This window comes from Paludibacter propionicigenes WB4, assembly GCF_000183135.1.
GTDB classification, from domain to species: Bacteria; Bacteroidota; Bacteroidia; order Bacteroidales; family Paludibacteraceae; genus Paludibacter; species Paludibacter propionicigenes.
Window position 1 is genome coordinate 690,413 of the sequence record NC_014734.1, and the last position, 16,832, is coordinate 707,244.

Consider the following 16,832-nt stretch of genomic DNA (forward strand, 5'->3'; position numbering starts at 1 on the left):
ATACAACGATTCTTTCAAAAAATAAGCAAAACAATATGCAAATAAATACATTAACGCTACAATTGATTTTTGGAAAGGAATGTTTAAATCTAAAGACAATATAAATATGGAAAAATTACTTCAATTTATCTCAAGAGAGACAAAGGGAGAATGCTATAGATCATTTAAATTCTGCCATGATATTCTTGCAATGCCATCAATTGCCTACGAAGATAAACCAAATGAAAAGATTAATCTTAAAGAATATGGAGAAACAGAAAACTCACCATACACGCGTGATCTAACTAAAAAAATAAAACAATTTGAAGGGACTGCACCACTATTTAGATATTTTCTTGATGGAACAAGAAGAACGTATAAGATTGATGATATTGAATATCAAAAAAAGGTTTTCCCAATTATTGCGGGACAAATTGGAGTAGGATGTTGTGAGCGAGTAGATAGTTCAACGTTCAGAAAAGTTGAACTAGAACATAATCTAGTTCTATCTTTGCCTAGTTATGCTTATGCTGATGGCCACAAACCAGAATTATTTTTTAATTCACTCACTGATAAAATCAATCAAATTGGAAGCTTAAAAAGATATAATTTGATTTTTTCGAAAATTCTCCCTTATGATTCGAACAAACTACCTGTAGGAGAGACATATGAAAATAAAGGAATTGCAAAAATTCAAAGTGAAATGATTGATAGTGAAAAAAAAATCGTCGCAAAGCTTACCTCAAGAAATCTACTAAATCAAGATAATTATTTGATTAAAGATGGCTCATTACAATATAAGGCAATGAAAACAGGAGATTTTAGAGAGATTTCTAAGATCAGGAATAATTATCGATGTGTAATTGGAGTTTCAAAGCAATTTAACCCAGAATTGCTTAAAGATAAAAATGATAAGAGTAATGCAAGTGTTATTGCACACTTACCTTTATTCCACAGAACCCCGGCATTTATGTATGCACCAGGAGAACAATTTGGGGATGCAAGATTTGCAGTCTGGTATGTTAGAATACGAGATAGCAAATTTACAGATACTCCCTTTTCCGGAGTACTAAAAATAGAAAAAATGTTAATGACGGGAAATGAAAGCGAAAACGGATTGGAAACTGATGAAGTTGATTTGATCAGCTTAAATGTCATTAGAGAGCGTAACCCCGTTTGTTATGGCAGTGACAATCGTTGGGCAAACCATTTATATCCTGTATATTTAACTGAGAAATTTATAAAAAGCCAATATATTAGTGATTTACACTTTTTAAACTTATTCTAATATGAAAATCATAGGTAAAGTAGTAGCAACAGAAAAGAATCCAACCACAATTGATGATTTTTATTTTTGGACTGACAAAAAGAGGCAATTAAAACCTTTTGATGTTATCGTTGTAAAGCATATTGAAAAATCAGAAACTTATGGAGTAATTGAAGAAATTTCTCACATTACAGACGCGCCAAGTTATCTAGCTGGTTTTATTTCTAGTGATTTCGGCGATGTGGAGCATCAGCCATTAACTGAACGCATTGGAATGAACTATGTTAAATGTAGGGTTGTTGGTAATACAAAAAATATATATACACCAGTATTAGACAGTTCAGATGTATTATTAGCAGATGAAGATCAAATTAAAGAAGCTTTAGGTTTAGCTGAAGTCAAAAACCCACTACCTGCTGGTTATATTGAAATGTATGAGGGTGAAAATAAAAAAACAATTCCTGTACATTTTAATTCTCATTTTTTAATTGGTCCTGAGGGAGCTCATTTAAATATATCAGGGATTTCTGGACTTGCATCAAAAACGTCTTATGCGATGTTTCTAATGAAAGCAATTCAAGACAAATACTTAAAAGATAAAAGTGAAGAATCTGTAGCTTTCGTAATGCTAAATGTCAAGGGTAGAGATCTGCTTTCTGTTGACGAATTTAACTCAGATAAGGAGTTAGTCGAAAATGAAATATTTCCGGTATACGATTTATTGGATTTAGAGAAAAAACCTTTTGAAAATGTTAAGTACTTTTATCCATATTCTAAAGAAATAGCGCCAACTACTTATGCACAAGTTTCGGATGTCAAAAGCCAAATAAATAGAGGGAGTGCGTTCCAATATAAATATGTTTTTGAAGATGATAGAGAAAGCATAGATTTGTTGTTTTCAAATGTTGATGACCCAAATGAAACAATGGAGTCGATTGTAAACTATATATCAACTGGTCAAGGTAAATTTAGCAACATTACTTCATGGGAAGAGCTAAAGAAAACACTATACGAACAGACTCAAACAGGGAATAAAGATAATAGTGGAAAAGAAATAACTGTATTAAGTTGGAGAAAATTCTATCGTTTATTTAATAAATCTTATGAGAAAAATAAATCTCTTTTTGCTAATCGTTGCTGTGACCAGCATGAAGTACGTTTAAAAGATCAAATTCAAAATATTGAGAAAAACGATGTCTTCGTAATTGATATTGCAAAATTAGATGAAGAAACACAAGGTTTTGTTTTTGGAGATGTTATGAGGGCAATTTATGATCTCAAACTAGGAACAACTGAGAGAGAAGAAAAAGAAATTCCCTCTAAGATTGTCATATTTATTGATGAGTTAAATAAATATGCATCCAACGAGATCCCGAAAAGCTCACCTATATTGAAGCAGTTACTTGATATTACTGAAAGGGGGCGTTCTTTAGGAATAATCTTATTTGGTGCAGAGCAATTTATAAGTGATATACACAAACGTGTGAAAGGAAATTGCTCTACTTTAGCCTATGGAAGAACTAATGTTATAGAAATATCTAAAAGTGACTTTCAATTTGTACCTCATGTCTATAAATCTATGCTTACAAGATTAAAACAAGGTGAATACATATTGCAGAATCCAATATTTCGTTCGCTAATTAATATCAAATTCCCCAAACCAATATATAAACAACATAAAAATGGATAATACAACGCCAATTATAGGAAAAGATGTAATTGAATCCTTAACGATTGGAATGTACGAAGATAGTAGATTTATCTATCGCGAATATATTCAGAATTCAGCAGATCAAATAGATAAAGCTGTTGCGCAGGGTTTGATTAAAAAAGAACAGGAAGAAATTCACATTTCAATTAATCAGGATGAGAAAAATGTGGAAATTTATGACAATGCCACAGGAATATCTCAAAATGAAGCATTGCCAATACTTCTTAATATTGCTCAATCTACTAAACAAAGAGGAATTGACAAAGGGTTTAGAGGAATTGGTCGATTAGGAGGGCTAGCATATTGTGAAAAACTAATTTTCGAAACTTCTTATAAAGGAGAAGATACCAAAACAACATTAATATGGGATGCTACTTTGCTCAAAGAAATAATAAATGACCGTAATGAAAAAGAGGATGCTGTTTCAGTTATTCAAAAAGTTACAACATCGGTAGTTTCTAAAGAAGACTCCAATAAACATTATTTTAAAGTAATTCTTGAAGGAGTTACAAATGAAGATTTATTAGATAAGAAGAGTGTTGACAAATATTTATCAATGGTTGCACCTCTACCATTTCCAAGCAGGTTTATTTATAAATCCCTTATTTATGATGAATTAAAAAAAGAAGGATTATTGTTAGATGAATATAGAATTTATTTGAATACGGAACAACTGTATAAAGGTTATTCAACAACTATTTATAAAGGGGAGGATAATGACAAAAGAAAAGAAGATGAAATTTTATATATAGAATTCTTTAAGGAATATGCTAAAGATGGACAACTGCTATTTTGGGGTTGGCATAGTATTTCAGGAAAAAATCAATCGCTAAATCAAATTAATTATTCAAGAGGATTTCGCTTAAGAAAATCAAATATACAAGTTGGGGATGAATTCACATTAATTAAACTACAAAGGGATAAAAGGTTTCAATTTTATTTTTTTGGAGAAATTCATGGAATTCATTGTGATTTAATTCCTAACTCAAGAAGAGACTACTTTTCCGAAAATAAAATATCTTTAGAATTTGACCAAAAACTAAAACAGTTTTTTCATAAAAACATAAATGATCTATGTCGCACAGCTTCCGATTTAAATAGTTCCTTGAAAAAAATTGAAGAGCTAAGAACATTTGATGAAGAATATAAGATAAAGAAGGAAATTGGTTTTACAAACAAAACAGAACATCAGGAGTATAAAGAGAAATTTGAAAAAAAATTAGATGAGGCTCAAAAAGCACAAAATAAAATAAATAAAATAAAGACAGGTTTTAGTAACATTGAAAATCATCCAGTAAATAAAATTTTACAAAGTGTCGTCAGTTCAGATTCAATAAATATATATAAACTTAAGCCTGAAATAAATGATCCGTGTGGTAAAACGAAATTTCGTACAGATAATCTAAGTGGTTTAAACAAAGAACAACGTAAACTAATTGCAAGAATATTTGGAGTAATAAGTGATGTATTAGATAAAGAGACGGCAGAAAATGTAATACAAAAAATAGAAGAAGAACTTAAATAGTTTATTATGGAAGATATAAATGAAATATCGATTGAAAATGAACCGATTGAAAAAGATGGTGAAGGATCTAATTTCTATAAGTTCCAATTAGATGAATATAAAAACTTATCAAATTGTCACTTTGAATCCGTTAAACAAGTATCACTCTTCTTCAGGTATTATTTATTAATTTTAGCTGCTCCTGTATTTTTACTAACGCTATTATCTGATAATGGAAAAGGATTAACTGATCTATTTACTGGATTAAAACCGAAAATCTATTATGATGTTGCTTTCTTTTACTTTTCAGCAATTTCCATAATTGGATTTTTTATATTATTATATATTGTAAACTTAAGACATGATGCTTTATTATATGCTAGAGCTGTGAACAAAGTTAGAAGATATTTCTATGAAAAATCTAATCTTAGTTTTAAGGAATATATGAATTATCAGGAACTACCTACAACATCATCAAAACCTAAATACTATGAAAAGACTTTTTTCTTTCCTCTACTGATAGTTTTTGCATTAATTAATTGCGGTTTTTTACATACAGCTTTTGCTTTGCATATGTGTGTATCTCCATATGTTTTTGGTTTTTCATATATAGGAGATATACCTATAACGAATCAACTAACAATGTTGATTATATCTTTATTTTTATTATTGCATTTTGGCTTTTATGTATTACTTTCATATAGAAGACAGAATATCTATCTAAAAAACTTTTCAATAGGTATTGATATTGATGGAGTTTTAAATAATCAGACAGAACATTTTATTAGTTGGATTAAAACTCTAACGGGAAAAGACATTGAAGCTAATGCAATTAAAGAAATTCCAGTTAGTTTAAACCTAGGAATTGGTATAAGTGATTTAGAAGAAAGGCTTGTTTTCAATACAAAAGAGTATTGGGAATCTTTAATTATTAAAGATAATGCAGCAAAAAGGATTAATGATCTTCAGAAGAGATTCGGATATAAAATTAAGTTTTTTTCATATCGTGATTGGCCACAATATGGGAGCGATGAAACGTATATAAAAAAAATAATAATTGAAAAAGGATTTACTCCTTTAAATAAAAAAGAAATATCGCATATTACTTCAAAATGGATAAATAACGCATTTAACACTTCAAAGCCTCTTGTAAAAGAAAATATAATAGTATACTATTCAAAATCTGTATATTATTGTCTTCAGAAGATCTTTTTTAGTAGTAAGAAAAAGGTACTAATAGAAAAAGGAAATCCCTATATTTCTGACAGAAGATTTATGAGACACAATAGATATGCAATTATAAATAAAAATAGATTTCAATATGCAAATAATAAAGGTTTTAAGTTTTTTGTTGAAGACACACCTGAGAATGCAATAAAGTTATCTGGATTATGCGATTATATTTTTATGTTTGACCAACCATATAACCAAAAAGAGTATTATGATTTTCCTAAGAATGTAATCAGAGTAAAAACTTGGGATGATATTTATAAACAATTAAAAACATTGTGCTAAACACTATAATGACAAATAGAAATATCTTACTATTAGAACCAAATTATAAAAATAAATATCCTCCTATAGGATTAATGAAAATCGCCACTTATCATAGGATGTTAGGTGATAACATAACTTTTTTCAAAGGAAATTTAAAAGACTTAGTCATCAAAAATATTACTGATTTATGTATTGATAAATTAAAAAAAATAGATAATTCAATCAATTGGTTCGAAAACCGAAATACAATTTCGGTTTTCATCAGAACTAAAAACCATAAACATTTAGAACAACTAAATATTGACAACTCAGATTATAAGATACTTATATATAGCTGCATAGAAAACTATAAAAATTACTATTCAAAAAAGTTATACGAGAAAGAACCATATTATGATAGAATATATGTTACTACTTTATTTACTTTTTATTGGAAAATTACAATTGAAACAATAAATTTTTCTAAGAAATTAGTAAAAGACCTCAACGAGTTAAAAGTCGGCGGCATTTCGGCAACAATTCTTTCTGATGATATAATAAAAGAAACTGGCATAACACCCAACAAAGGATTATTAGATAAACCAGGTATTCTTGATAAAGATAACGAAATTATTATTGATACTTTACCTTTGGATTATTCCATTTTAGATGAAATTGATTATAAATATCCTGAAAATGAAGCTTATTATGGTTATATGACACGTGGTTGTATTCGTAAATGTTCATTTTGTGCAGTACCAACTCTTGAACCTAGATACGATGAATTTATACCAATATCTCAATATATAGAAGAAACAAAATTAAACTTTGGAGAGAAACGGAACCTTTTATTACTTGATAATAATGTGTTGGCATCACCAAGTTTTCCCAATATAATTGAAGAGATCAAGCAACTTGGATTTATAAAAGGTGGCAAGTATACTGAACCAAATCAGCTCGAAATCTCAATTCGAAATCTCAAACTAGGGCTAAATGATAAAGCCTACATAAGAAGATCTTACACATTGCTTAGAAATTTACTAAATAAAATCAAAGGAAATGAACAACAAAATTTTTATAATTTATTAGAGGATAATGATTTATTAAAACCTGAAACTGTAACAAAAGATAAATTATTAAATATCTATCCTCTGATTTCAGAACTATATACAAATCACTATAAACATTCTTACCGTTTGCGTTATGTTGATTTCAATCAGGGGGTAGATGCTAGACTAATTAATGAATCCAATATAAAATTGTTGAGTGAAATTCCTATTCATCCTTTGAGAATTGCCTTTGATAGTATAAAATATAAAGAACAGTATTGTAACGCCATAAGATTAGCTGCAAAGTATGATATTAAGTACTTATCTAATTACATATTATATAATGATACAGATACACCTCTGGAATTATATTACAGATTAAAAATTAATATTGACTTAAGTGAAAGCTTAAATATAAGTATTTATTCATTTCCAATGAAATTTCATCCTATTGTTGGCGAAGATAGATTTAATAGAAATTATTTGGGGAAATATTGGAATCGAAAATTCATTAGATCGGTGCAAGCAATTTTAAATGTAACAAAAGGAAAAGTTGGAAAAGGTAGAAGTTTTTTTAATCGAGCATTTGGACAAAACGAAGAAGAATTCATAAAACTACTATATATGCCAGAATCTTACATCCTTTATAGATCATATTATGAAAAAAATGGAAAAACTGATACTTGGTGGAATGATTTTAATTCTTTGAATGAACTCGAATTAATTGAAGCTAAAAACATCATTGAAAAAAATGATTTTAAGCATTGTGATACAATTACGAATAATTCAAAGATCATAAGACTTTTAAAACATTACCTCATTTGATAAAATCATAAAACAAAGAAATACAAAGGAAATTACGACTATTTGCATCTTGAAATCCGTAAATCGTTCTACGATTATGGATGTGCCAGTTGGTTGACGATGAATAAAACCGAACTGAACGAATTGTTTTATGACCCCATGACGTTTATGAAACACAATTTGGGAAGCAATGCAACTGATAAATCAAAAAATACTGGTAACTGATTACTTATAATTGGTAAAAACCCTTCCCCCTGCGGGTACTTCCCTTAAAAAGGGAAGATCATCCGGGTGCGTGGGTTTGTAGATGTTGAAATAGGTCTTGTGCAGGTTTGTGAATATAGCTTCTGATGATTAATTATAAAAAACCCGCGCCGGGTAATTGTCCCCTAGCCAAAGGGGACGAGCGCAGCGGAGGGGTTGGAATTATATTTCAAAAAACAAATAGCCCGTTCCAAAACAAACAGAAAGAGTTGCAGATTAAATGCATTTAAGGCTATAACGATTTGTAAGTTGACCAAACATTATTACTAACAATTGATTCCAACAACTGAAGTGTTTTTACATATTTGTCTCCAGAATACTTAGAAGCCAAACCACCAAAAACACGTTTAGGAAGAAAATTAATTAGAAAGTTTAACTATTTAGAGCAAGATAAAAAATTAAAGTCGATACGCAACAATAATGTTTATAAAATACAGACATTTAATGACTTCAAAGAACTTTAGAGTATTTAAGTGGACACTCATGAAAGAATGTTCCTAAACACTTTTTACGAGTGCAAACCTTTGCACTATTTTTTTATCTTTGCGAAAAAATATTGTCTTCCATCAAAATAAAAACATAATCAAGAATGAAAAAAATAGTTGGTTTAGTTATCACGCTAGCAAGTTTTACAGCCTCCGCACAGCAATCGAAATTTTCGAACGTTTATTCTTTCATAGAAAATACAGCGGTATTTGAAATCAACCAGACTGAAGGTCACACGGTTTGTATTCCTTCGAAATCGGTTGGTGAAGCATTAAATCTTCAGAAATCGAAGTCAGAAAATGTGCTTTCGTTGAATGGAAAGTGGAAATTCCATTTTGCCAATACTCCCGAAGGTACACCCAACAACTTTTTCGCATCCAATTTTAATGATCAGAAATGGTCTGAAATTACAGTTCCGTCCAACTGGGAAATGCAGGGTTTTGGCGATCCTTTTTTCCGAAATGTTGCACAACCGTTTCGCTCCAATCCGCCTTTTGTTCCCCGCGAATACAACCCAACCGGATCCTATCGCAAATCGTTTACGTTACCGGCGAACTGGAAAGGCAAACACATTTTCTTGCGCATGGAGAAAACCGCTTCGGCATCGTTTGTCTGGGTTAACGGACAGGAAGTGGGCTACAACGAAGGTGCACAAGAGCCTGCCGAATATGATGTGACTAGTTTCCTGAAACCGGGAAAAAATACCATTGCCGTCAACGTAATTAAATATTCAGATGGTGTGTACCTCGAAAGTCAGGACTATTGGCGCCTGGCTGGTATTTTCGACGATGTTTGGTTGTTTGCAAAATCGGATGTACATATCTTTGACTGGCATGCCACTACCGACTTAGACGAAAACTATAAGAACGCAAAACTGAATTTGCAGATTACGGTAAATAATCAATCGAAAACCGATAAACAGAACTACAAGGTTCGCACTTCGCTGTTTAATGCACAAAATGTATTGGTTCAGAACTTTACTTCTGATGCAGTTCAAATAACTGCTGATAATAAGCAAATTATTAATATTTCATCAGAAGTATTAAATCCTAAAAAGTGGACCGCTGAAACGCCTAATCTCTACAAGTTAACGCTGGAATTAATCAATGGCGAAGGGAAAACCGAAGAGGTAATTGCCGGTCGCATTGGGTTTAAAGAGACTGAAATTCGCCATCAGGTTTTCTATCTGAACGGAAAAGCCATTAAACTGAACGGTATTAACTCGCACATGCAACATCCCGATTTGGGGCACACCATGGACGAAGCCACCATTCGGAAAGACTTTGAAATACTAAAACAATTCAATATCAATTGTGTGCGAACTTCACATTATCCACCGGTTTCAAGGTATCTGGAGTTGGCCGACGAATATGGATTGTATATAATTGACGAAGCAGGAGATGAAGCTCATGCAACTGAATATCTAAGTGATAGAACTGAATGGGTGCCCATGTACCGCGAGCGGGTTCGCAAAATGGTGTTGCGCGACCGTAATCATGCCAGTATTCTGTTTTGGAGCGCCGGAAATGAAAGTGGCGAAGGGAAAAATATTTGTGACGTGATTGATGAAGGAAAGAAATACGACAGTACACGTAGCTGGATGTATGGAGGAAATGCTTTTTCTCACCCTTGCGAAGAGATTATCGGGCCACGTTACCCTTCACCTTTTGAACTCAAAAACCAAGTGGGGATGATTCCTGAAAGTGTTGATCCGCGACCCTCGTTTATGGACGAATACCTTTCGGTGGCCGGAAATGCCGGTGGTGGACTGGACGAATATTGGGATGTGATTTACCAGTATCCACGCATTATGGGCGGAGCAATCTGGGATTTCGTGAGTCCGGGCTTGCACGAGCCCGTTCGCAAATTGACAGATTCCTCACCAAACAATGTACCAACTAACATCATGGGACGCGCCAAACTAGTTGCCGGACACGATGGCAAAGGTATTGATCTGAATGGTCACGATCAGTGGGTGGAAGTGTATCAGGATAAAAATATTGAAATCTCGGGTAATGAACTAACGGTTTCGTTTTGGATTTTTCCACGCGATTTAATGAAAACGGGTGGAACACTGCTCACCAAAGGAAACTATCAATTTGGCTTGCAGCAAATTGGTGACAAATCACTCGATTTCTATATCTACACTTCGAGAAAAACAGTTGTCAGTGCTGAATTACCCAAAGATTGGATACAAAACTGGCATCATGTGGCAGGTATTTATGACGGGAAATCTATATCACTATTTATCGACAATAAAAAGGTGGCTGAAAAACCGGTTACCGGGAAAATTACCAATTTTCCTTTCCCACTTAATATTGGTAAGAATGCCGAGACACAAGGTCAGCATTTATCCAGTTATTTATGCGATGCCATTATTGATCAGGTAGGCATTTTCCCAAAAGCGATTGAAATCAATGATTTATTTGCAGCAAAACCTGACTTGAAAAATAGTGCTGCTTTGTGGCTCGATTTTGAACAGGAGCAAAAAGAAGGCGAGTTTTTCAGCTATGGAATTGGAGCACGTACCTACGGCAGCATCTGGCCCGACCGCCGTGTAGAGCCTGAAATGTGGCAAATGAAAAAGTCGGCTCAACCCATTTCTGTAAAGTGGAGCAATGCCGAAAAAATGGAAATTGAAGTTCAGAACCGAAACTTTTTTACCAATACGAATGCTTTTGATGCACGTTGGAATTTGGAAGAAAATGGAATCACGATTGCTTCCGGAAAATTGGAGGTGGATGTCGAAGCGGAAGCAAAAAAAATCTACGTTCTTCCTATCACAAAGCCTCAGCTAAAAGCCGGTGCAACCTATTTGGTAACAGTTAGTTTTCATTCGAAAGAAGCTGCACAATGGGCGCCAAAGGGTTTTGAACTGTATTGGGATCAATTGGAAATGCCATGGATTGTTCCTGCCGATAAAAAATTGGTGCAGCATCAGACCAATTCGTTGAAAGTAACAAATAATGAGCAACAGTTGATTGTATCCGGAGTAAATTTCGATTATTCCTTTAATAAAGCCGATGGACAACTGTACTCCATGAAATACATGGGTACAGAATTGCTGAAACAGGGAGCGCAACTGAATGTTTGGCGTGCCCCTCTGGCAAACGAACAGGACGACTGGACCGCTGGTTCAGGCAGAGCCGAGGGCTACGGAAGGATGGTTGCTAATTCATGGTATGCCATTGGTTTGGATAAGATGAAGTCAAAACTTGAATCATTTCGGGTTGAAAATAAGACAGAAAATGTAATTGTCAGTATTCGTACTATTGACCTTTTTGGAAATGCTGGAAATGCCGGCTTCGAAAATGAGATGATTTATACGATTACGCCCGACGGTGAAATTAGTTTACAGCACACGATTAATCCGAATGGAAGAATGCCCCCGTCGTTGCCACGCATCGGAACAAAATGGGTTTTCAATGACCAAATGCAAAATGTTGAATGGTTTGGACGTGGGCCACAGGAGAATTATCCCGACCGCAAAACCGGCTATCGGATTGGTCGCTATAAAACTACGGTGGATGAAATGTTTATGCCTTATTTGATTCCTCAGGATTGTGGATTGCGTACTGACAACAAGTGGGTAACACTATCAAACAAAGATGGCATTGGCATAGAATTTTCGGCAGATAAATCGTTTAATTTCAATTGCTACAACTACACAACCGAGAATTTATCGAAAGCGAAGTACACCTATCAGTTGGTAAAATCGGATGGTGTAACATTTAATTTCGACTATCAAACTACAGGGGTAGGATGCACGGCAATAGGGGTGCTTAATAAATATCAAACCCTTCCTCAGGCCATACAGTTCACAAGTTCGATAAAACCATTTAAAATCAATAAGTAATTATGGTTCGGAGGAAAATATTGATGTAAGATTGAAACAAAGTTTCCAGCTGACAAAATCAAGAATGGAATATTTGAAAAAATAACTGTCTACAATACCCGGGGCTTCGCGCCGTCGGAACGCCTCCCGATAGCGCCGGATTTGCGACGCAGCAAGGAAGCATCGGTTGAACCGTATTCCCTGTTTGCAGAAATAAACTCTTTCGCATTCATTCACAAACAAGCCCTAACAGTTTTTTAAACCTGTTAGGGCTTTAAAGAACAACCAGAAAGAGTTTGGGATAAAGTGTGTTGTGAGGTGGAGTAGGAAGAAAAAGAAATAAAAGAAACCCATTCCCCGGTAAATCGGGTACTTCCCTTAAAAAGGGAAGATCATCCGGGTGCATGGCTTTGTGGATGTTGAAATAGGGCTTATACAGGTTTGTGAATATAGCTTCTGATAATTAATTATAAGAAAAACCGCACCGGGTAATTGTCCCCTAGCCAAAGGGGACGAGCGCAGCGGAGGGGTTCAGAACCAATCAACTAATCAACCAAATAGCTAATCAACCAAAAAAATCAGTATGAAAAAAACAGTGTTATTATTTCTCGTAGTATTCAGTGCTTCGCTTTACGCACAGGAAGTCGGCATTAAGTTCAGTAAAGACACTTTGTTGTCAAAAGCATTGACACAAGCTAAAAAAGAAGGTAAACTGGTGTTTATCGATTGCTACACCACCTGGTGTGGCCCTTGTAAATTCCTGGCCAAAGAGATTTTTCCACAAAAGGAAGTAGGTGATTTCTACAACAGTCACTTTATCAATCTTACGTTTGATATGGAAAAAGGTGAAGGACTAAAGATTCGGGAAAAATACGGTGTTCAGGCTTTTCCCACACTGTTGTTTTTAAATGCCGAAGGCGAAAAGGTGCATATGGGGCTAGGTTCTATGCCCGCTTTTGCATTTATTGATCTTGGTAAAGCAGCACTGGATGAGACCCGAAACTTACGTGGTATAACTGCTAAAATGAAAGCGGGAGACAAAAGCGTTCAGACATTATTGCTTTATCTCAAAGCCAATCATTATTCCCCGGATGCTAATGCATTGGTAACAGAATACTTTAAAACAGCCAGCGATGAGGAAAAGCTATCTATAGAAGCCTGGGACCTTTTTGTGAATTTCATCAACGATATTGACCACGAGCAGTTCCAGTATTTTCTGAAACATCGCTCAGCTTACGAACAGAAATTCGATAAAAAGAAGGTGGATAGCAAAATAGTTAACGGATTTGCTTACTACCTGCAAAAATACAAAGATAATCCTGCCAAAGCGGAATCAGTAAAATCAATTGATCCGGCGCTATATGCAAAGTTTTTAGTATTACGCGATTTTAATTTAGTCAGTTATGAGTTTCAAACAAACAAAACAGACAAAACAAAATGGAATAATTTTATAGCTAAAGCAAAATTAGTAATCGTCCCGGATGATTCAGAACCAATGAGCATAAATGGTGTATGCTGGACTATTTACGAAAATTACCGCAAGTTTGATGATATAGCCTCACTGAAGCTGGCTAAAGAATGGGAAGAAAAAGCACACAATGCGCTACCGAATAATCATCCGATAAACGATACCTATGCACATATTTTATTCGACCTGGGTTACGTGAAAGAAGCTATCGAACATGAAGAACTGGCCATAAAAGTAGCTACCGAAGAAAAGAGCGACACGGATTTAAAGTTTTACCATGATGAAGTAGAGAGATTTAGAAAAGCAAAATAAGCCTGAATAATTGACATGAGATAGTATATGAATAAAAAGACAACCGGATTTCTGCTTCTGAGCTTTTGTTTGATAACGCAGCTTGCTGCTCAGGTCAACGACACTACGCTGAATAAGCTGACGCGATACTTGAGCGTTATCAATCATTTCTCGCGTAACCTACCGCAAGAAAAAGTCTATGTGCACATGGACAACACTTGCTATTATCAGGGCGATGATATTTGGTTCAGTTGCTATCTTGTAAATTCGGGTCAGCATCAGGCTGGTCAGCTCAGCAAAACCCTGTACGTGGAACTGCTTAATCCGGGAGGGGAAGTGGTGGAAACACAAATACTAAAGGTGGAGAACAGTCGGTGTCACGGCAATTTCTCGCTCAACAAGTTGCCGTTCTATTCGGGTTACTATGAAGTACGGGCTTACACCAAATACATGCTCAACTTTGGAGAAGAAACCATTTTCTCCCGCATTTTTCCTGTGTACGACAAACCAAAGAAACAGGGTGACTATGCGGAGAAAAGTCTGCTGGAATACGGACGGGGTAAATACCCCATGTTCCGCCCCAAACCCGTGAAGGAAAAGAAGGTCACTGTCAAACTCTTTCCCGAAGGAGGTCATCTGGTTCAGGGTCTTTCCTCGCGCGTAGCTTTCGAAGCAACGGATGCTTATGGTAATCCTATTGACATTACAGGAGAGATTATCGGTGAAAACAAAGAAAGCTTAGTCTACTTCAAAACCACGCACGCGGGGCGCGGGGTATTCACATACACTCCGGCTAACAAAGTCCAGTCCGACGATAAAGCACCCAAAATTTCAGTGAACTATCAGAACAGAACGTATCAGTTCGATTTACCAGCAGTTCAGCCGGCAGGCGTGGTGCTGAGTGTGGATAACCTGTCTTCGCCCGACAGCATAGGCATACGGGTACAATCTTATGGGAGCACAGCAGGTAAACTGTATGGACTGGTACTGATGAGTGGTAGCACACTGCAAAAGCATGTGATGATTGATTTATCGGCAGGTAAACCCATAAGCTTCAATATTGATAAGACAAACCTGCCAGCCGGAGTGTCCAGAATTGTACTCTTTAATTCTGCAGGACAGAGTGTAGCCGACCGCTTGCTGTTTGTTACACAGAATGAAAAACTGACTATTACAGAGAAGGCGGATAAAGCATCATACCAACCCCACGAACAGGTCAATATGCAGTTTTCCATTACCGAACAGGATACGATTCCGGTAGAGACCACTTTCTCGGTATCCATACGCGACAAACAAAACGATGTAAAACCCAATCAGGACATTCAGTCCAATCTGCTGCTTATGTCGGAGATAAGAGGCTATGTACACAACCCGGATTATTACTTTGAATCTACGGACAGCATTCACCGTCAGGCACTCGACCAGTTGCTGATGGTACAGGGATGGCATCGCTTCGATTGGGATTGGGTAAGCGGGAAGAAACCCTTTGAGCTGAAGCATAGACCGGAGAAAGCCATAGAAGTCCAAGGACAGGTGGTATCGTTTGTCAAATCTGTACCCAAGCCCAAAGTGAATGTATCGACACTGATTACCCAGAAGAATGACAGCGGCAAGGTGGCGCGTAGTTTTATGGAAAACTTTGTCACCGATAGTCTGGGTCGCTTCCGATTTGCAGCCGATGTGGAGGGGAGATGGGATTTGGTGTTTGCAGTAAAGGAAAAGGGCAAAACCAAAGATTATCGTACGGTGCTTGACAAACTGTTCAGCCCCGAGCCCAAGCGCTATCTTTACAGCGATTTGTTTGCCAATATTCCTCCGCAGGAAGTGGCTCGATCCGCTACAAAAGATTCATTGATTCGTGCTGCAAAAGACTCAACTCCAATCGCTATCCCGAAAATCAATTACGACTCAATAGCTAAGAAAGGCGTACAAGGTAAAATGCTGCATTTGAAAGAAGTGGTGGTACAAGCCAAGAAATACAGCAAAGAGAAAGATATTCTGGATGCCAGAAAGAAATCAGCAGTACATTATGATGTATATGCTGAACAGGACAAAATGCGAGATAAAGGAGATGTTGGTGAACAATACCTGAATGACTTTTTAATCAAAACTAATAAAGACTTTTTTATGTCACCCAGCATGGGTTCTGTAGAAGGCAAATTAATATACAAAAACAGACTAGCTCTTGTAGTAGTGGATTATAAAGCAATCTCTTGGGAAGAAACTTTAAAAATACCTCTCTATTTGAGGATGAGTTATATCAAGTCAGTTTATGTAAGCGAAGACAATGGAGCTAAAGTTGATTATGGTGACCCAATGTGGAAACCAATGGATAAGATAGCTGCATTCAGCTGTGTAGTATTTATTGAAATTTTCCCAGACTGGGTAACACCTACCGAACCCGCCAAGGGCGTACGCAAAACATGGATGGATGGTTACAGTCAGGTTAAGGAGTTTTATAGTCCGAATTACAGCATACTACCACCTGAGGCAGATTATCGTCGTACACTGTATTGGAACCCTTCGGTAAAAACAAATAAAGAAGGTAAAGCCCTGATACAGTTTTATAATAACAGCAGTTGCAAGAGTTTTAGCATCAGTGCCGAAACCATTACGCCGCAAGGAGTGATGGGAGTGTTGAAGAAATAAGTGAATTATGGTATTTTTTATACTGTAATTGTTCGTATTTTCATACTTT

Annotated in this window: 9 protein-coding genes; 8 read left to right on the plus strand and 1 reads right to left on the minus strand. The window is 35.4% G+C overall.

Features of this window, described 5'->3' with window-relative positions; genetic code table 11:
• The first annotated feature begins 106 nt into the window (after positions 1-106).
• From PALPR_RS02815 to PALPR_RS02835, 5 genes are read left to right on the plus strand one after another with little or no spacing between them, the layout of a single operon-like run.
• Entirely contained in the window at positions 107-1,267 is a 1,161-nt protein-coding gene (locus PALPR_RS02815; RefSeq protein ID WP_013444099.1) for a hypothetical protein, read from the plus strand.
• A gap of 1 nt (position 1,268) precedes the next feature.
• Positions 1,269-2,936: an ATP-binding protein gene (locus tag PALPR_RS02820; protein WP_013444100.1), complete on the plus strand. Its 1,668-nt coding sequence runs from the start codon at positions 1,269-1,271 to the stop codon at positions 2,934-2,936.
• A complete protein-coding gene (locus tag PALPR_RS02825; RefSeq protein WP_013444101.1) occupies positions 2,929-4,482 on the plus strand; it encodes an ATP-binding protein in 1,554 nt (517 codons plus the stop codon). The genes PALPR_RS02820 and PALPR_RS02825 overlap by 8 nt, the downstream gene beginning before the upstream one ends.
• A gap of 6 nt (positions 4,483-4,488) precedes the next feature.
• Positions 4,489-5,976, plus strand: a complete 1,488-nt coding sequence (locus tag PALPR_RS02830) for a hypothetical protein (protein WP_013444102.1) — start codon at positions 4,489-4,491, stop codon at positions 5,974-5,976.
• A gap of 8 nt (positions 5,977-5,984) precedes the next feature.
• Positions 5,985-7,811 (plus strand): radical SAM protein, encoded by a 1,827-nt coding sequence (locus PALPR_RS02835; protein WP_013444103.1) that lies wholly within the window; start codon positions 5,985-5,987, stop codon positions 7,809-7,811.
• A gap of 459 nt (positions 7,812-8,270) precedes the next feature.
• On the opposite strand, the gene PALPR_RS16150 is transcribed toward PALPR_RS02835, so the two are convergent.
• Positions 8,271-8,327 carry a hypothetical protein gene (locus PALPR_RS16150; RefSeq protein ID WP_419185428.1) on the minus strand — a complete coding sequence of 19 codons (57 nt, stop codon included), beginning with the start codon at positions 8,325-8,327 and terminating at the stop codon, positions 8,271-8,273.
• Between the two features lie 316 nt (positions 8,328-8,643).
• On the opposite strand from PALPR_RS16150, the gene PALPR_RS02840 reads away from it, so the two are divergent.
• The 3 genes from PALPR_RS02840 to PALPR_RS02850 all read left to right on the plus strand — a co-directional run bounded on the left by PALPR_RS02840 (position 8,644) and on the right by PALPR_RS02850 (position 16,783).
• A complete protein-coding gene (locus tag PALPR_RS02840; RefSeq protein ID WP_013444104.1) occupies positions 8,644-12,396 on the plus strand; it encodes a beta-galactosidase small subunit-related protein in 3,753 nt (1,250 codons plus the stop codon).
• 562 nt (positions 12,397-12,958) lie between these two features.
• Positions 12,959-14,155, plus strand: coding sequence for a thioredoxin family protein (locus PALPR_RS02845; RefSeq protein WP_013444105.1), 1,197 nt, complete (start codon positions 12,959-12,961; stop codon positions 14,153-14,155).
• Between the two features lie 27 nt (positions 14,156-14,182).
• Positions 14,183-16,783, plus strand: a complete 2,601-nt coding sequence (locus PALPR_RS02850; protein WP_013444106.1) for a hypothetical protein — start codon at positions 14,183-14,185, stop codon at positions 16,781-16,783.
• Positions 16,784-16,832: the final 49 nt, after the last annotated feature.